The following is a 20,361-nucleotide window of genomic DNA, read 5'->3' as shown; positions in this document are numbered from 1 at the left end:
ATTGCTGAATTCATGGAAGGGCGAATACGCTATTGCAGCGCATTTCGCCCCTAATGTAATCACTTTACGCCGACAGCTTCGTGTACCAGATACTCCGCCAGTTCGTAGTGATGTCCAGTATCATCAATGATATGATTCATCCACTGATTTCTTTCTTTAACAGGTAACTTTTTAGTTTCAAAGATGCCCTTGAGCAGTTCCAACGCTTCTATCATTTGCTCTTTTGAGGGTTTGTCCCCCGCATTTTCAACCTGTTCCTGAATTGCCTGGATTCGTTTGTAACGCTGAACAACGCCTTGTTGATACTCTGCTTCATCCCAATTCTGGTTCGGCGTTGCCACTGCAATTGCTAAACATTTAGTTATGACTGTGGGTACTCCTTTTTTCTTCTTGCCATCCAATTGAAACATGCTGATCAATTTTTGTCGTTCCGCTTTTTCGCCAAAGCAGAGCGAATTGATATCAGGATAGTTCGTTTTTGTCAATTTATTCAATACATTTTTGGGTCCCATTTCGATGGCAAGTGTGACACCAAAACGCTCAAGGTACTGAAGAATCCGTGTCCATTGCACAGGTTTGACCATCTGATCTGTCAGCAATCCCGGAATTCGCTCCACATCACCATAAGGTTGACCTGTAACATTGGATAGTACCGGCCATTTGAACATATTGTACGAATACTTTGCCAGTTCTTGGCCGAGCCGCTCTGCATCTTCCGCCATCAGCGAACTATGAATGGGTGCACTGGACATTAGGGGAGTAACCTGACCATCGGCATCCAATACAGCTGCTTCGATCTCCTCCAGTACGTATTGATGACCAGATACGGCAGCTTGTGTTGGCGAATTATAACAGGAGACCACAGCTACACCCTGCTCGCCGCTGTATTGTTCACAGAGTTGCTCCACGATGGATGCATCAATACCGTCCATAATGGTCATTGATCCTGTGCCCCGATCAATATGAATCTGCATCATCGCACCACGCAATTTGGTGATTCGAACAGCATCGGAAAATGTCATGGCGCCTGAACATACCAATGCCGAATATTCACCCATACTGTGACCTGCGCAGAACTGTGGTCGAATCCCCACTTCTTCCATATACACTCTGAAAGCCGCTACATTCGTTGCCAGAAGAGCAGGTTGCATGTTCTCATTCTGATTCAGTTCAGATAGACTTCCTTCAAAACATAGTTTTGCCAGATCCACACCTGCAACGTCACTCGCTTCCTCATACGTTTGCTTGGCAATGCTATATTGATCATAGAAACTCTTTCCCATACCTACATACTGAGAACCTTGTCCCGGAAACAGCAGTGCTATTTTTTCCATGTCGTAACCTCCATTAATAGGGTTGGTGTATTAATTATTAATAATGTTCAGTTCCACATATGAAGGAATTTTCTGAATATAGCTCATGTCGTGTTCAAAAATGACAAGGTCCTCTTCCTGATGGATTTCTTTGAATCCGCCAAATTTATAGGTCAGATACATCATCCGATTACGATCGGTCATTTTGAATTCAGCCCGTATCTTGACCCCGGCTTCTTTCGCCTGTTCCAGGATATAATTCATGAGAATCGTGCCTACCCCTCGTGACATTACACGGCAAGACATCAGCAGCAGCTTCACGGTCCAGTACTCCTCTTCCATCTCAAGCAAAGCGAGTCCAATTTTTCCATATGCTCCATACTTGTCTTCCAGTCCTGTAATGAGAAGTTTGTGATTAGGAGATTGACTGAGTTGTTCCAGATCTTCATAGGAATAGGTATACCCTGTCGTGTTCAGTTGATGAGTCCGCACCGTCAACTCTTCAGCACGCTGCAGATCATCTCCCTTGAGGGGAGATATCGTGAATGTCATGCCAAGTGAAGCCAGAAAGTCATCTTTGGGACCTGTGAATTCATCTTCCGCCTTATTACGGATCTCATCGCTTTTGTACATTAAACGGCGAAGTTTGGAGTCCTCCGTAATAAAACGGGGATTCATCATCTCCATGTCGGGAATGTCCAGGTACTGGGCAGCATCTATGCATCGAACTTCAGCATGCTCAAACTGTACCTCTTCCAGCTCAAACATCTGATCATCCACAAAAGCAACCGTATTCGCTCCGATATTAATGGAAGTTATGATGGATTGAATCGAGCTCGACTTGGAATTCCAGTGAATCTGGGGATATAGGAAGTATTCATGAATTCCGAATTCCTCAAGCTTCTCCATGGCTGTCTGATGGTCATTTTTACTGGCGATGGATTGCAGAACCCCACGCTCGTCCAGTGTCCGAATCACATCAATAATTCCCTCTCTCAAGACAACATTCTCATCTTCCAGTAGGACACCTTCCCAGATTGTATTATCCAGATCCCAGACGAGCAGCTTCACCTTCTCTTGCTTTTGCTTGTCCATTACCGAACTTACCGATGGATCACCCATACCTGAACCCCTCCTTGGCATATTGTTCCAAATTATTGCTTCAAGACCATCAGGCAGTCTATGCTGTCTTTCGTTCAATCAGTTCATTAATCTTGTTCAACGTACGGAAGTTGCTCAGATCCATATCCTGGGTCTCAATCCGAATGTTGAATTCTTTCTCCAGAAACATCACCATCTGCATTGCAAACAGGGAATTGGCAAAACCCAATTCAAAAATATCCTCATCATCCTCAATTTCACGTTTGCGATAGAAACGACTCAGAAATGTTTTCACTTTGACTTTGGACTCCATGCACAGTCACCTCGTATAATTTATAGTCGATACCCTTACAGAATCACGTGCTCAAAGAAGCCTTGACCGCTTTTTGCGCCTAACAATCCGGCATCCACCATCTTGCGAAGCAAGGGACATACTCTGTATTTCGGGTCCTGATAACTCTCATAGAGTACATCCAATGAATGAACCACAGTATCCAAACCAATCAAATCTGCTGTGTGAAGTGGGCCCATCTTATGTCCGAAACATTTGACGAATATGTCATCCACCTCTTCCGGTGAAGCTACCTGATCCTGAACAACAAAGGCAGCTTCATTCATGAGAAGATGGGATATTCGGTTAGATACAAAACCGGGAAGATCTTGTACCAGTATGGCTTCTTTGCCCATGGTATGGAGCAGGGATCTGGTCGCTTCAATCGTTGTATCCGAAGTGTGATAACCCTGAATAGCTTCGACTACGGGCTTTAACGGGACCGGATTCATAAAATGTACACCGATGACCTTGTCAGGCCGTTTGGTGATGGAACCAACTTTTGTAATCGAAATGCATGATGTATTGACCAAATAAATACAAGAATCGGGGCAATAGTTTTCAAGCTGTGCATAGACTTCTTTTTTCACATCCCATTGCTCAGGCACGTTCTCAATAATGAAATCAGCATCGCTGAGCGAATCGTAATGTGTCGTAAACTCCACACGCGAGAGCACCATTTCCGGGTCTTCGGCCTCGGTATCCTTGTTGTAGAATCCCGAAAATCGGATATTGGTAAACAAGGCTGTTCTCGCCTGATCCAAAACTTCATCACTCACGTCGATCAAAACCACGTTGTGCCGGGACTGGGCAAGGCTCTGCGCAACCCCTTTTCCCATGACGCCTGCTCCGATTACACCAACCTTCATTCCTATCAACGCCCCTCTGTGATCTGGCTAGAAATTGAAATTCACTTCTTCATCCACAGCTTCATCCGTGATATCCGTGACACGATCAACTTCAATATCATAGATCAAAGTATCCGGCTGCTCTGAAATTATCTCAAGAATTTTCACAAAATCTTTGGCGATATATTCAGCTGTGCCAGGCAAGAACAAGCTTGTATTATATTCCAGAATAAACTCGATCGTACCGTCCCGCTCAATCGCATCCAGTGCCAGATCAAACCTTGAAACTCCACTGTCATAATCGATTAATGTGCCTTTGAAATCCTCAATCTCTCCGGTGTACATCCCAACATTTTGCAGTGCAAAATACACATCAAACAGCGGATTTCTGCTCGGATCACGTGTACTATTCACAAGCTGTACAATTCGGTCGAATTGACAGTCCTGATGTGCAAAAGCCGATAACGTACGCTGCTTCACGTCCAGAAGTAACTCCCTGAATGAGTCATCGGGCACAGGTTCGTTTCTCAGGACAATTGTATTCACAAACATGCCAATCGTGGCATCAAAGTTACCCTGTTGGCGACCCGTAACAGGCGAACCGATGAGTATATCACTCTGGTTCGTGTATTTATGCAATAGGACATTTAAGGCGGATAAGAGTAACATGTATAGCGTGGTTCCTGTACGTGCTCCGAGCTTGCCTATACGTGCAGTGAGTGCTTCGTCAGCATAAAAAGTCATTTTGGCTCCATCATAGGTTTTTCGATCAGGTCGTGAAAAGTCTGTTGGAAGTTGCAGTGTCGGCAATGGTCCTTTCAGCGTTTCCAGCCAGAAGGCTTCCTGTGATTTAATCGAATCCGATTGCTGATACTGGTTGCTCCACTCCGAGTAATCTCTATACTGATAAGGAATATTCGGTAGAGGTGAACCACTGTACATTGACGTGATTTCGTGCATCATATTGTCCATCGACATACCATCTGTAACCAAGTGATGCACATCGAACATCAACAGATGACGACCGTCATCCAACGAACCGACAATCATGCGAATCAACGGTGCCGCTTCCAGATCAAACGGTCGGACAAACTGCTTCACTACATCTTCTACTGCTTCCGTTCCACAAATGACATCTGGCAACGTTTCGATCGAAAAATCCACGTTCTCGTGAATTCTCTGAATCGGCTCTCCTTGTTCCCAGTGAAATGATGTACGGAACGATTCATGGCGCTGAATCAGAGTGTTCATATAACCGTTCAACGTGAATGGGTCAAAATTCCCCTCCATAATCAATGCTTTGTTCAGGTTATAGCTGATGTTGTCCGGGTCCTGAGTGCAAAGGTAGAATATCCTTTTTTGAGCTGATGAAAGTGGATATTTTTCTTTGACTTCTGCATGAGGGATAGACTGTTGTCCAACTGTTGCATTCTCCACATCGACCAGAGATTGCAGGTGAACTCCCAGTCCCCAGATCGTTGGATATTGCAGCACATCCGAAGGATTAACCTGTATCCCCGTTTCCCTGTATATATCCGATGCCATCTTGAGCCCAATAATGGAATCTCCACCATATTCGTAAAAATCATCATACAGATCCATTTCTGTCAGTCCCAAATGAAGTGACCAGATCCGGGATAACATCTGTTCCATGGCTGTATATTGACCATCATTGCGGCCGTGTAATGAGACTTCTTTGTTCAGCGTTGCCTTTCTCATCTCCACTTCAGCAATCACGCTGGCACTTTGATCCTGAATCGTGTTGTATACTTCCTCCGACATCATCATTGGCATATCACCTACGTAGGCCATATATTCCGAGTCATAATTCAGTTCGCCGATGATAGATCGATGCACTTTACGCTGAAAAGCCTGGTCAAAGGCCTTTAATGCAGACTTTGTTAAAACAGACTTGAATACCATGTCATCATTTACGCCAAAATCTTTGGCCATCCCGGTCTCTTTCCAGGCCACCCAATTGATCGTTAACGTTCGTCCGCCCCTGCGATTGCGATACGCTGCATAAGCATCCAGATAACTATTCGCTGCTGAATAATCTCCTTGACCCGGAGAGCTGAATAATGTTGAAGTGGTTGAGAACAGAACAAGAAAATCAAGAGAGTCTTGGGCTGTTGCCTGATCAATATTCCAGGTTCCCTGGACTTTCGGAAGCAACACACGGTTAAAGGTCTCCGCATCCTTGGATGCAAGGAACCCCTCACCGGCTACCCCTGCACCATGAACAATGCCATCCACTTTGCCGTACTGCTCTCTGATGTTCTCCATGAGTCTTGATACTTGTTGAAGATCACCTGTATCCACGCTGTAGAGACCTACTGTGGAACCTTTGGTCTCAATCGAATGTATCCATTTAATTTTGTTGCATTGCTCCAGATCCTTGTTATCCTCCAAAATGGCTGGCCATGTTTCCCGATCAGGGAAATCCGATCTGCCTGCAAGAATCAAGGTAACGTTGTGTCTGTTGGCAAAATGTTCTGCGAATGCTCGGCCAATGCCGCCCATTCCACCAGTGATGAGATAGACCCCTTGCTCCTTAATGGTTACTTCAGAGAGCTCAGCTCCCAACAGATCTGTCTTCCTAAACTCTTCCACATATCGTTGACCCTTCCGATAAGCAGTGGAGTAGAAAACATCATCTGCATTCATTGCATTGAGCAAAATAGGAATAGCGGTGTCATCATCTATATCCATGACTTTGCATTCCAGCTGAGGATGCTCTTGTCCAATCGCTTTGCCCAGGCCAAACATCGTTGCATATTCAGGAGCAAGATGTGATTCGTGGCCGCTAACTTCGTGAACGTACTGGGATAACAGAACAATGCGCATTCGATTTCGCAATCCTGCACCTGCAATGGCTTTTGTAAGGTAAAACAAGCTATGCACACCTCGGCATAAGGCATCCTCCAGTTCCTTCGGACTCTCGGGTGCTGTATGACCATTTATGGTAAAGGTATGAATAATCTGATCTATTCTGTGGTTCTTCGTAGCCTTCAATAATTGCAGATACTGGTCCTCCGAACCATCGATCTGATAATGAACCGGAGAGATCTTCGCATATGTTGCACCAAGCGTAACTTCAATTACATGTGCTCCACGTTCAGTAAGTTCCCGGGAGAGACTGTCACATAACGGAATTGTCCCCTTCAAAAGCAAGACGGTTTGCGGATTCGGAATGAGCCGCTCAGGATTCGTTGCTTCCACCCAGCCAATGGTATAATGCATCGTTGGTTCTTCCTTCTGCACAACGGATGGTTGAACCGCAACTCGTTCGGGAATATCAATCCAGCAACGATTGCGCTCGTAAGGATACGTTGGAAGATGGAGCCGGAAGGTTTCCTCTTCTGCGTACAATCTGGACCAGTCAATATCGGCCCCCTGTGTATAAAGAATCGATATTTCCTCCAAGTGCTGATCTTCCCATCCGTGCTCGTTAATGAGCTTCAGTACCCTGTCTGCTTGCTCGTTTAATTCACGAAGTTTTTGTTCCGTCAATTCGCCAACACCCGGCTCCTTCGTCTCAGGAACCATTCGATGTTCAGATGCATAAGCAACGGGCGGTTTAATCTCGCTAAACGGGCACCCACGCAGCTTGTCCAATCGGGATACCAGCTCTTCTTTGTCTTTAAAAGGAATGGCGATACGCAACTTGTAGTGTCCTCTTCCCTGAGCAGCTGTTCCGCACAGGCTTAACAAATCCAGTTCATCGTAACTATCGAGATAATCATGATAAGCTGCGATCAATCTGGATAGAGAGTCTTTACTTTTGGCGGAAAGAGGCAAAATATAAGGTCTGCGTTCCTCTGCTTGGACAAATGTCTGCACTGGGGCCTCTTCCAGGATAACGTGACAATTGGTTCCACTAATCCCAAACGCGCTAATCCCACAACGTCGCGGTCCTTCCTCTGAATGCCACGTACGAAGACGGGTATTCACGAAGACCGGTGAATTGGAAAATTCAATCATTCGATTAGGTCGATTAAAGTACAGCGTCGGAGGAAGCTTTTTCTCACGCAACGCCATGACCGCCTTCACCAAACTAATCACTCCAGCAGCTTCCGAAGAATGCCCCAAGTTGGTCTTGATGGAACTCACCGCACAGAATTGCTTGCGATCTGTGTAGCTCGACAGTGCATCGGATATGCCCTTAATTTCAATCGGATCTCCCAATGTCGTGCCCGTGCCATGTGTTTCAATGTAGGTGATTGTCTCCGGTTCAACTCCTGCATCCTCCAGAGCAGATATGATTACCTCTGTTTGGGATGCCGGATTAGGTGCCGTGATGCCTATTGAACTGCCATCCTGATTCACAGCCCCGCCTTTAATTACAGCATGGATCGAATCATGGTCATCCAATGCCTGCTGAAGTGATTTCAGCAGTACCACTGCAACCCCTTCACCAATACCTGCTCCATCTGCTTCATCATCAAAAGCTTTGGAGCGATGGTCTGTAGACTCAATGCCAAGTTTCATATTTTCATCATCCACCGGGCACAGATTAATCTTGATCCCCCCAGCCAGTGCATAATCACATTGTCCGCTACGAATAGCTTTGCAAGCCATGTCTACAGACACCAATGAAGATGAACAGGCCGTATCAATAACCATGCTTGGGCCTTTTAGATCCAATAAATATGATATCCGGGCAGACATCATTGCTGTCAGATTACCCACCATGGAGCTTGATCCGCTCCCAGGATCAACTTCATATAAGAGACGTGCATACAGATCTCGCAAGGTTGCCGCATATCCAAGATATACGCCTGTTTTACTACCACTCAATCTGGTGCCGCCATACCCTGCATCCTCAATTGCAGTCCACGCAGCTTCAAGAAATAATCGCTGATTGGGATCCATTAGACTTGCTTCCTTGGGCGATAACCGAAAGAAACCTGCATCAAACTTGTCTATGTCTTCCAGATACGCGTTTTCGTTGTATTTCATCTGTGCCTGGTCATGACCTGTGAACGCAAAATGCTTGTCAATATCCGCTTTTCTCGATTCCGGAAACGACCGAACCAGATCCGTGCCGTTGACGAGATGCGCCCACAGCTCCTCAGGTGTGGAAGCAAGCGGCACATTCACAGCCATGCCGATAATCGCAATATCTCCATCTCGTTCCGCCGCAGTACGCTTCTTGAGATGCATCGCTGGAGAAGGACGCTGTTCCTCCTTCTTGTTTTTTCCACCGATAAATTTTGCGAGATGATGAACATTCGAGTATTCGAACAGGTCCGTAACATTAATGGCTCCTGGAAAAATTCGCTCAATCTCACTCTGAATTTTCATTAGCAGAATAGAGTCCGCACCTAGTTCAAAGAAGTTGTCGTGAATATCAATTTGATCAAAACCTAATATTTTTCTGCAACATTCGGCCACACGTTTTTCCGTATCACTAAACTCTTCGTTGAGACTTCCTGTCAGACTTACTTCTCCTGCTGGATTTGTCGCTGCACTCTTTGCTTTGTTCGCTTTTTCCTGCTTCTTTTTCTCCTTGAATAGTTCAATTTGCGCAGTCAGCACAGGAGAGAGCATCACCCCTGATTTTTCGAGTAGGAAGACTCCACCGTTCTCATAATTGAGATAACCTACAAGTGCTCTCGGTACATTATGGGATAACACCTGCTCAAACCCTTCAAGAGCCTTGCCGGTTGGCAACGTCTTAAAAATGGTATCGATTGTGAAACCACCTTCAAGGGCCATACCAGTCTCTTTCCAGGTCGTCCAGTTCACCACATGTGTCCTTCTGCCGAGCTTGTTCCGATATTCCCCGTAGGCATCCAGATAAGCATTGGCTGCAGTATAATCTCCTTGAACGGCTCCGCTAAACATCGTTGCTACCGAAGAAAACAGAATAAAGAAATCCAGATCATCCGAATGGGTAACTTCATCCAAAATACGTGTACCCATCACCTTCGGATTGAAAATGCTTTTAAACTGGTCATCCGTACGATTCATCAACAGGTCGGATCTTCCGATTCCCGCGCCATGGATAACCCCCCGGATCTTCCCATGACGTTGACGCAGCTCTTCTACAATTGGAACTACCTCTTCTTTTTTGGAAATGTCAGCGCTGTATATTTCAACGGTAGCTCCCATATTTTCAATATCAAGCACTCCCTGAATCTTTCGGCATAACGATTGATCCTGCTGTGCTTCCAAAATCGCTTCCCATGTTCTCCGGGGTGGAAAGGCAGTACGATTAATCCATGCCAGATGTACCTTGTCCCTGCCAGCCAAATATTTGGATACTTCAATCCCGATACCTCCGGCTCCACCAGACACAAGATATATCCCGTCTGAATGAAGAGCCGGAAATTGTCCATTGTTACTGTCCGACTCTGCAACAGGCTGGAGTGTACCGAATGACTGAATATACCGTTTTCCGTCTCGAATGGCGGTAAGGAAGTGATCTGTTTTTCTGAAAAGAGGCTCTGCACTCCCTTTGCTCCATAGCACATCTTCCACGTCGATAACTCGACATTGTATGTTCAGATGCTCCTTGCGTATGACCTTGGCAAGACCTTCTAGGGGTGCGAGTTCGGGTCTAAGAATCTGTTCTTTGCCTGTGACATGATGGACACATTGGGTCAAAATCACCATATCCATATCATAATCAATACCATGTCTGGTCAATGAACGAACCAGATACAGCAGGCTGTAAACGCCGCGTTCCTGTGATTCATTCAACTCCACCAGATTCTGAACAGAAGTGTCCGAAGCAAAGGTAGGTGCGTAGATGACCTGTGACCATGATTTTGAATCCAAAGCATTGACTAAAGAATCAAAATCGACCTCTTTGGAACCAATTCGAAAATCAGTATCGTTCCTCTGTTCATAGTAATCTCCCGGGCAAACCTTAATGACGTCCTTACCCGATTGTTGCAAAAGCAATGCAAGGTCAGCCCCACCTTTGTCATCAGCCGTAAAGAGTACAACTCTCTCGCTTGAATGAACTTCGTTATCCTCGTAATCTCCCTCAAGCTCATGCCACGTGAGAGAAAACAATCCGTTGTCATGGTGGACACTCTCTTCTGCTGGTCTGCTTCCCATGTCAATCCAGCATTTCTGCGAATCAAAAGGATAACCCGCCAGAGGTACGGTCTTCGTAGACTTGCCCTCATACAGACGCCACCAGTCCACGGATGCTCCTTGCACGTAAAGAGTACACAGGCGCCCCCAGTCAAATGTAGCCTCATTCATCTGGTTCAATTCTTGCCGGACCTCTTCGCTTAACGCACGAACGTTTTTCTGAGTAATATCATGTACCCCTGAAACTTCCCTATTGTCGCTGATCAGTCGGTGTTCCCCATAATGAAACCAAGGTGCTGTGAACGTATGAATGTCTCCAGATATAACCTGGGTCAGCTTAATGCGAAAATCCTCCAAATGTTCAGCCAAAATGATCACTCGGTGAGCATAATGTCCGCGACATGCATTGGCTGTTCGACACACATCCAGTAATGAATACCTGTCGGAGAAGGTAGATACTCCGTCCAGATACTGTTTCATCAGAACTTGAATTCCATGATCTGATCCCGCAGACAACGTGAATGGATGAACACCCGTATGCCCATCATGCGTAACGTTCAAAGTGGCCTGTACAGGAGCTTCTTCCAGCACTATATGACAATTCGTTCCGCTCAAACCAAATGTACTTATCCCGCATCTACGCGGATCAGCACCTCGCTCCCACTCTCTTAACCTTGTATTGACATAGACGGGTGAATTCCCGAAATCAATATTCAGGTTTGGATAATTAAAATGAAGGGAAGGCGGGAGTTTCTGATGATACAACGATAAAAGTCCTTTGATCAGACTGGCCATACCTGCTGTTTCATACAGATGCCCAACATTGGTTTTGACCGAACCAATTGCACAAAATTGCTTTTTATTCGTATATTTTCGAAAAGCACGTTCCAGCCCCTGAATCTCGATAGGGTCACCCAGATTCGTTCCTGTTCCATGGGTTTCAATATAGGCCAGAGATTCCGGGTGGATGCCTGCTCGCTTCCACGCTTCCTCGATTACTTCGGATTGAGCAACCGGATTAGGGGCCGTGATGCCCATGGACGTTCCATCCTGATTCAAAGCGATGCCTTTGATTACACCATAGATGTGATCTCCATCCTTCTGAGCCTGACGAAGCGGCTTCAAAATTACTGCAGCCACACCTTCACCCATACCGGACCCATCTGCTTCTTTATCAAAAGCTCTTGTCCGGTAGTCGGTGGATTCAATCCCAATCTTCAGAAAATCATTATCCACTGGCAAAATATCCAGCTTAACTCCTCCGGCAATCGCCATGTTGCAATCCCCGTTCATCAGCGATTTACAAGCCAGATAAACGGATACCAACGAGGACGAACAAGCCGTATCCACTACCATGGTCGGTCCTTTTAGATTAAGCAGATACGAGATGCGGGTAGGAAGCATTGACGCGATATTTCCAGTCATCGCAATAGACAACTCTTCCGGATTGGTATCCTTGATCATTTCCTTATAGTTGTTACTATTGGCAAATCCGGTAAAGACGCCGGTATTGCTTCCTGCAAGCCTTTGCCCACCGTAACCAGCATCTTCGATGGCATGCCATGCTGTTTGCAAAAATAAACGATGACAAGGGTCCATCAGACTGGCCTCTTTTGGCGAGAGACGGAAGAACTTATAATCGAATTGATCCACTTCATCCAGAAAAGCACCATCCAGATATTGAAGGAATTCGTCTGAATATCCGCTTAGTCTGAGGTACTCATCCGTTACAGATTTTCGATCAGATGGATAATCACCTATGCAATCAATCCCCTGCTCAACAATGTGCCAGTATTCCTCTGGACGATTCGCATGGGGAAATTTAAGGCTCATGCCTATGACTGCTATATCCTCTTGATGATTTGCTTCTTCCTGCTTCAGCAGATTAATGACCTGAATCCCCGTCACTTTGTCAATTTTGCCGGAGGCTATGTTTTCAACAACATGTTTGTAGACTTTCTCCACAAGCTCACTCCCCTGGCCGTATTTCATCCAAACGATGAAGAATGTCTTCGACAGATACTTCCCCGTCCTGCAACTTGTCCAGCATATGGCTTAATGAGTCATTCCAATCTCCGTCCTGCTCTTCTGATGCGGATGTTATCGGTGCAGCTTGCAGGATATGTTGCTCATTGCCTGCAATGTAATTGCTGAGTTTGTCTACGGTAGTATATTCAAACAGATCTACCAGTTTGATCTTATTGGGGAAATGCCGATCCAATAACTCATGCATCTGGCCCAACATGATCGAATCTCCCCCTAATTCGAAGAAACTGTCATAAATATTGATTTCACTGAACCCTAGTACCGAACCGAAGATTTTGGCAATCAGATCCTCAGCATCGCTATATGCTCCTTCTCCTGTCCTGCCATCCAGAGTAACTTCTGCATAACCGGTCTGGTTCTGAGTTTCAGGAAACACAGTTTTCTCATCAGTAGCCAGGGATCTCAGGTCATCAGATAGTCTCACAGCAACACTTGACATCATGCCAAGCAATTTGCTTTCACGATTGATCTCGCCGACGATTACCCGATTCAAGTTCATTCCCATCGCACGATCCAGCCATGCAATGCCCTGCTCCGTAGGAATGGCAGAGAATACGCCATCCACATTGATGCCGTAACGAACGCCCATCCCCGTATCTCGCCATGTGTTCCAATTCATAGTTAGGGTTCGTTTCCCGAGCTTGCTTCGATATGCAGCAAACGCATCCAGGTATGCATTGGCAGCAGCATAGTCCCCCTGGCCCGGAGCAGCAAACACCGAAGAGATCGTGGAGAAGAGCAGGAAGAAGTCAAGATTATCCTCAAGCGTGACCTGATCAAGCGCCCATGTTCCATGGACTTTGGGACCTATCACCGCTGAGAACTGTTCCTCCGTCTTGCGCATCAGCATGCCTTCACCAGGTACACCGGCACTGTGGACTACGCCACGAATGGGACCGCAGGTATGTCGAAGTTCATCAAATACCTCACGTAGCCTATGCAGATGCCCGATATCCACTTGATAAAAGGAACATGATGTTCCCTTCTTCTCCAAATCCGTGACGCGGTTTATCGTCTCGCACACTTCCCTGTCTCTGTTCTGATCAAGCCATTCAGTCCACTGGTCACGCGGCGGAAAAGGTGAACGGGCAAGCAAAGCAACATGTCCTGCTCCCTTGTCAGCCAAGTACTGGGCAACTTCCAGTCCAATGCCTTTCGTGCCGCCAGTAATCACGTATACACCGTCATTTTGAATTGCTGGCGCATGGCCGATCACCGTCGTATCGTTCAAAGTCTCGAACTGCTCCTCATAACGGGTACCTTCCCGGTAAGCAACAAGATACAAATCAGACTTCCGGCCGATCTCTTGTAACACATCTTCAGCAGAGACAACATCATCAACGTCCAGAAATTTGCAGGATATGCCCATCAATTCCTGACCTACAACTCGTCCCATTCCCATAAAAGGAGCTTGTTGTGGCTGAAGGACACGTTCATTACCTGTCACTTCGTTCACATAATCAGATACCAGCGTAAGACTCAGCCCGCGTTCATAACCCACATGTGCCAGCGCCTGTGTAAGATACATCAGGCTGCGAGCCCCACGTTGCTGGGTCACCTCTAATTGCTCGATACTCTCGGGAAATACTGCTTGTTCAGTCGTTGACATATGGATAATATGTGTGAATCGATACTCGGATTGAAGATCTGTTAACAAGTCCTCATACGCCTGTTTATCTGAATCAACGCCATACCATCCATCACCTGGAGTAGAATCCTTTTGAAGTCCAATCTCTACTCTTACAACCTTCCGACCCGCAGCTAGTAATCTCTCATAGATCGATGCCGAAAGAGCGGTTTTTCCTGTGAACAATAACACATCTCCAGATTCGGAGGACATCCATGATGTCCCATCGTTGGATGGCGTGTTAACCCAACGAATAACATGAAATGGTTGTTCCATACGTTCCACTTTTACAGGGGCGACGTCGGGTATGTCCAGCCAGTGTGTCTTACGCTCGAAAGCATACACCGGGAGCCGCACTTTACGAGTTGCCTGTCCGTCATTCCATAATAATGGTGGCAAATCTGCGCCCGCCGAATACAACTCACTAATTTTGACCTGCATGGATTCGTCCCTGTACAAGCCGTCCCTCCACGCTAATGACACTTCTTGAATTTCGGCGTTCAAACTTTCCTTCTGAACCAGAGTAAGATCATCCGGACGTCTAATCCCATCCGTACCTGATACCAATCGGTGTTCTCCATAACGATAGAAAACCTTGCCGGTGTCACCCAGTTCAGGCTCCCAAAAGTAGAGCCGGTTCAATTCATTCAAACGGGAAACAAGCTCCATTGTCGTATTCACTGCAAAAATTAATCGATGCGGATAATGACTGCGCCCAGCCTGGACCGTGTAACAAATATCCTGCAAATCCATTTGTAATAATTGCGGGCCATATGCAACGTACCTCGTAACAAGTTGCTGCAAGCTCTCACGTGATTTGGCTGAAAGCATGAACAACTGTGGCCCAACGTGAGGAACATGGTCAGGGAGTTCTTTATGGGTATAATCCGCCGGTGGCTCTTCCAGCACAATATGGGCATTGGTTCCGCTCATGCCAAACGCACTGACGCCAGCTCGCCGCGGATGGCCTTCAACCTCCCACTTACGAGTAACGGTGTTGACGTATATGGCAGAATCGTAAAACGGGATATTTTCATTGGGTCGATTAAAGTGAATCGTTGCAGGCAATTCCTTGTTTTTAAGTGCCAACGCTACTTTGATCAACCCGACGATTCCCGCTGCCTCAAGCAGATGACCCATATTGGCTTTGACAGATCCAATCGCACAGAAATTTCGTTTGTCGGTGAACATACGAAATGCATTCGTCAAACTGTTTACTTCAATCGGATCCCCTAAAGGTGTACCCGTCCCGTGAGCTTCCACATAACCAATGGTCGCAGGATCAATGCCAGCATCATCCCATGCCTTGCGAATCACGTCTTCCTGAGCCGCCGGATTTGGTGCTGTCATCCCGGCAGAACTGCCATCCTGATTGGATGCTGATCCCTTAATGACCGCATAGATTTGGTCGCCATCCTGTTTAGCTTTTTCGAGTGGTTTGAGCATGATTACACCAATGCCTTCGCCAAATCCCGTTCCCTCCGATTCCTCATCAAATGCACGCGTGATTCCATCCATGGATTCCATACCTATTCCCATGCGTGTATTCGTGTGATGAATCGGCATCGTATGGATTTTAATCCCACCCGCTATGGCCATTTCACACTTGCCACTACGAATCGATTGACATGCTGCATCTACAGCAACGAGCGATGATGAACAGGCTGTGTCTACGACCATCGACGGCCCTTTCAAGTCCAGCATATAAGATACTCTTCCAGAGGTAACTGCTGCTGTGTTGCCCACCATAGCGCTGGATAGCAGAGTCGGATTGGTTTCATAAATGAGTCGTGAATACATATCGCGAATATTCGGCGAGTATCCAACAAACACCCCGGTATAACTTCCACTAATGTCTTCTACACAACCGGCATCTTCAACTGCTTCCCAGCATGCCTGCAGGAAGAGACGCTGATGTGGGTCCATCAGACTTGCTTCCTTGGGAGACAAACGGAAAAAGGTACTATCGAACTTATCAATCTCATCAATATAGGACCCTTCCACAAGAGCAACGCTGCCCTCAGGAAACTGTTTATATCGAATATAGCGATCAATGGCATCCTTTCGTTCTGCAGACAATGCGGTCCTGCAATCCAATCCGTTACGAATATTGTCCCAGAATTCATCTGTGGTGTTGGCGTTAGGCAGTTTGACGGAAATACCAATAATGGCTATGTCCTGTTCCGTTCCTTTCATCGGTGTATGATGTGTCATGTTGTTGCTTCCCTGGCGTTTATCTACCAGAAAACGGGCCAGCTTATACACTGTTGCGTGCTCAAACAAGTCCGTAATCATAAGTGAACCTGGATCAAGCAGTTCCAATCTGGCATGCATTGTTTTTAACAAGAGGGAATCGGCTCCCAGTTCAAAGAAATTTTCATGGATGTTAATTTCCTCGAAACCCAATACCTGTCTGCAAACATCAGCGACACGTCGTTCTGCTTCGGTGTAATCCTCTTTTTCTTTTCCCGTTAGGATCACCTGACCCGTGCCATGTTGTGAAAGTGATCGGGTAGAAGCCCTTTCTGCTATAGACCTGGTCGTAGACTTCATTCTCTTCAATCGTTCGAGCAAATGTGGAGCAACCCGAATCCCTGAACGTTCGAGTAAACGAATGCCCCCACCATCTATGTTTAATTCCCCGATAATAACGCGGTCTACTTTTTGAGTAACAACGTCTGCGAGAGTATGGATCGCCTGTTCAGGTAAAATGGCCTTAAATATAGTATCCGCCGTAAAACCCGAACGTGCTGCCATTCCCCGCTCCCTCCAGGTCACCCAGTTAATCGCGAGTGTGTGAAGTCCCTGCTTGGTTCGTTGTGCAGCGAACGTATCCAGGTAGGCATTAGCTGCAACATAATCTCCCATAGTCAACGTGCTGAATGTTGTAGCGATAGAAGAACATAACAGCATAAAATCAGGCTGATCTTGTCGGGTAAGTTGATCAAGCAGCCATGTCCCCCTGATCTTGGGAGCCAACGTGCGCTTGACGTCATCTTCACTCTTCTGATCGGTAGACAGATCACTGCCCGTTCCTGCACAATGCACAATTCCACGTATAGAACCAGCCGTTTGTCTGATATCATCCAACGTATGGGTAAGACGCATTTCATCGGATACATCTACGCTAAAATAAGTTACCATTGCTCCAAGACTCTCCATGGCATCTATTTCACGAATAATCTGCTGAACAGCCGTCTGGTCTTTCCCATTCTTACGAAGCAGGGGCCATTGCTCTCTGTTGGGTAATTCAGTCCGTCCCAGTAGGACAATTCGTACCTTTGTCTGACCAGCCATCCATCTCCCAATCTCTGAACCTATCCCCCCTGCTCCACCCGTTATGATGTATACTCCATCTTCAACCAGTTGCCAGTCGCTATTTTCCTGAGTCTCTGTGTTCCATTCATCCAGCTGTTCAACATAACGAATCCCATTCCGATAGGCAAAATTCTCGTTGGAGATGCCTATACCACCAACCAACTCCGGAATAGATTCAAGTGAACTATGTTCATCTCTGTCAATGCACTGACACCGGATATGCGGATATTCCTTTCCTATAACCTTAGCCCAGCCGATCAAGGCAGCGTGCTCAGGATACAGTTCCACTTCGTCCCCCGTCACTTGATAAGCAGTTGTCGTAGCAATTGATATGTCTACAGGGCCAGACACCGCCCTCTGCACCAGAGATTTGACCAGTCTGAACAGACTCAGAGGACCCTCTATTTCCGCCTGAGAAAGATCCGCCAGATTATGCACCTGCATTCTGGGCGTTGAACTCAGTAGATGAATAACACGGGTTATATCATTGAAAGGCAATGCACCAAGCAGATGATCATAAACATCTTCTGAAGAAAGTTGCACTAGACCTGAGAGTCCTTCCATAACGGCAACATCTCCGTCAAATGTCACGGATACCAGCTTTCGTCCCAGATTACGCAAGGTGGTTTCAAGCCTTTCGCCTTCAAGGTCCTTATCTTTTCGCAATATCAGGGTTATCCCATCATCAATTGGCTGCTGCTCCTCATCGGGTATGGATGGTTCCAAAGAATCCGCGATCCAGCGCGTTCTATACATGCTCCGATACATGTCATCTGTCTGGCGTTGATCCATGTCCGATTTCCAGTCCAGCCAGCATATGTTCGGTTCAAACTGGTATGACGGAAGTGGAATCCTGCGCACAGACTTTTCTCTGTACAGATCTTCCCAACTCACATCGGCTCCCTGAACATACAAATCACAAATGGCCTCCAACAGCACTTCCCTCGGATGAACATGAGGTTCAGAAAGCCATACTTGGGCCTTCTGTCCAAGTAGTCTGACCTCCTGCTCCGTGATTTCCCATGTACTTCGCGTGGACTCCCCTGCACCGGCTGTTATTATCCGATGTATGCCTGTGTGTACTCCGTTTATCTCGAGATCAGGACCACCATTTACGTCTGATACAAGCTTCAATTTTCTTTCCAAATCCTTGCGATCACTGTAAGTGATCGCAAGCCTTTGAGTGTAGTGCCCTCTTCCGGTATTAGCCGAAAATGATAGATCTGCCAGCGAAAGTTCAGGATCTGAAACGAGCAAGGCCTGATACGCTTGCACCAGCTTTGTTAAGCTGGCAGCACTTTTGGCAGAGATCGTTAAAATTTGCATATCCGGGGTCACTGCGGTATCTGGCCTGTGATAACGTGGCGGCTCTTCAACTACAATGTGACTATTGGTTCCACTTAGACCAAACGCGCTGACACCACATCTGCGTGGAGCTCCTTCGGCATGCCATATTCTAGGGCGTGTGTTGAGATAGACTGGAGAATCTTCAAAGTTGATTTTTGAGTTTTGACGCTGAAAATGAAGTGTGGGTGGCATCATGCCTTCACGCATCCCCATAATGACCTTGAAAAGCGAAGCCATGCCAGCTACACAATCCAAGTGGCCCACATTTGTTTTCACTGAACCGATAGCACAGAATTGTTTCTTGTTCGTAAACTTTTGGAACGCTCTGCGAATGGCCTCAAACTCAATGGGATCTCCCATATCTGTTCCTGTACCATGTGTTTCAATATAATTAAGCGTCTCCGGGTTAATCCCCGCATTTTTCCATGCTTTCACCAGCAAATCTGTCTGTGAAGCGGTATTCGGCGCTGTGATGCCTACGGAAGTTCCATCCTGATTCACAGCACTTCCTTTGATGACTGCATAAATATGGTCTCGATCCCTGAGTGCTTTGTTCAAAGGTTTGAGTATAATAGCGGCAGCGCCTTCACCCCAGACCGTCCCATCCGAATCTGCATCAAATGCCTTTACTTTGCCATCTGGCGCTTCCACACCAAGCTTGTTCCCTTCATCGAGGGGAAACAAACGTATCTTTACGCCACCAGCGACAGCCAGATCACAATCCCCGTTTCGAATGGCCTGGGACGCGAGATGGATGGCTACGAGAGAAGATGAACATGCTGTATCAAGACAAAGGCTCGGCCCCTTCAGATCCAGCAAGTAAGAAATCCGGCTAGCCAGAATGGAGGCCAGATTACCTGGAACTGCACTGGGATCTGCCTGAGGTTCCAAGTCAGTGATTAATCTTTTGTAGTCATATACTTCATCGTTTCGAAACCCAACGTACACACCTGTGTTGCTTCCTTTAAGCTTCCCGCCCCCATATCCCGAATTCTCAATGGCATGCCAAGCCGTTTCAAGAAACAACCGCTGATTGGGGTCCATGAGAGAAGCTTCACGGGGAGACAGGTTGAAGAAACGATAATCGAATCGGTCAATATGATTCAAAAACCCTGCTTTGGTATACGCGACCGACTCTCCCCGTGTCTTCATATAATAATCTGTGAAAGATTGTCGTTCTGCGGGAAAATCGCTGATACTGTCCACACCGTTAACCAGATTGCTCCAATATGCCTCGAGTTCCTCTGCACCAGGGAATCTGCCGGACATTCCAATAATGGCAATGTCCTTAGTCGAAACACTTTCGATATCGACCGATTCTGCTCCGGATTCCAGGAGATCATCCAGTTTAATACTTCCCATTAATCCTTTTCTCATTTT

The 20,361-nt window shown here is 46.5% G+C and carries 6 protein-coding genes; all 6 read right to left on the bottom strand.

Features of this window, described 5'->3' with window-relative positions; translation table 11 throughout:
* Positions 1 to 59: 59 nt before the first annotated feature.
* Genes fabD through MKY28_RS03300 form a run of 6 tightly spaced genes read right to left on the bottom strand, consistent with a single transcriptional unit; the run spans position 60 to position 20,358 of the window.
* Positions 60 to 1,334: an ACP S-malonyltransferase gene (fabD, locus tag MKY28_RS03325; protein WP_340934877.1), complete on the bottom strand. Its 1,275-nt coding sequence runs from the start codon at positions 1,332 to 1,334 to the stop codon at positions 60 to 62.
* Positions 1,335 to 1,364: 30 nt separating this feature from the next.
* Positions 1,365 to 2,435: an HAD-IIIC family phosphatase gene (locus tag MKY28_RS03320; RefSeq protein ID WP_340934875.1), complete on the bottom strand. Its 1,071-nt coding sequence runs from the start codon at positions 2,433 to 2,435 to the stop codon at positions 1,365 to 1,367.
* A 58-nt stretch (positions 2,436 to 2,493) separates the two neighbouring features.
* On the bottom strand, positions 2,494 to 2,727 hold the full coding sequence (locus tag MKY28_RS03315; RefSeq protein WP_076252859.1) for an acyl carrier protein: 234 nt from the start codon (positions 2,725 to 2,727) through the stop codon (positions 2,494 to 2,496).
* A gap of 35 nt (positions 2,728 to 2,762) precedes the next feature.
* Entirely contained in the window at positions 2,763 to 3,614 is an 852-nt protein-coding gene (locus MKY28_RS03310; protein WP_340934873.1) for a 3-hydroxyacyl-CoA dehydrogenase family protein, read from the bottom strand.
* Between the two features lie 27 nt (positions 3,615 to 3,641).
* A complete protein-coding gene (locus MKY28_RS03305) occupies positions 3,642 to 12,635 on the bottom strand; it encodes an SDR family NAD(P)-dependent oxidoreductase (protein ID WP_340934870.1) in 8,994 nt (2,997 codons plus the stop codon).
* Positions 12,613 to 20,358 carry an SDR family NAD(P)-dependent oxidoreductase gene (locus MKY28_RS03300; protein WP_340934868.1) on the bottom strand — a complete coding sequence of 2,582 codons (7,746 nt, stop codon included), beginning with the start codon at positions 20,356 to 20,358 and terminating at the stop codon, positions 12,613 to 12,615. Before MKY28_RS03300 ends, MKY28_RS03305 begins: the two co-directional genes overlap by 23 nt.
* Between the last annotated feature and the right edge of the window lie 3 nt (positions 20,359 to 20,361).

This window comes from Paenibacillus sp. FSL R5-0473, assembly GCF_038004565.1.
GTDB lineage: Bacteria > Bacillota > Bacilli > Paenibacillales > Paenibacillaceae > Paenibacillus > Paenibacillus amylolyticus.
The sequence above is the reverse complement of the archived record's forward strand: the minus strand, read 5'-3'. Positions and strand labels throughout refer to the sequence as shown.

What these genes read in the sequence shown, in the direction of transcription:
- MKY28_RS03300 (WP_340934868.1), bottom strand. Translation starts at nt 20,358, where the DNA reads ATGAGAAAAGGATTAATGGGAAGTATTAAACTGGATGATCTCCTGGAA.
- MKY28_RS03320 (WP_340934875.1), bottom strand. Translation starts at nt 2,435, where the DNA reads ATGGGTGATCCATCGGTAAGTTCGGTAATGGACAAGCAAAAGCAAGAG.
- MKY28_RS03305 (WP_340934870.1), bottom strand. Translation starts at nt 12,635, where the DNA reads ATGAAATACGGCCAGGGGAGTGAGCTTGTGGAGAAAGTCTACAAACAT.
- MKY28_RS03310 (WP_340934873.1), bottom strand. Translation starts at nt 3,614, where the DNA reads ATGAAGGTTGGTGTAATCGGAGCAGGCGTCATGGGAAAAGGGGTTGCG.
- fabD (WP_340934877.1), bottom strand. Translation starts at nt 1,334, where the DNA reads ATGGAAAAAATAGCACTGCTGTTTCCGGGACAAGGTTCTCAGTATGTA.
- MKY28_RS03315 (WP_076252859.1), bottom strand. Translation starts at nt 2,727, where the DNA reads ATGGAGTCCAAAGTCAAAGTGAAAACATTTCTGAGTCGTTTCTATCGC.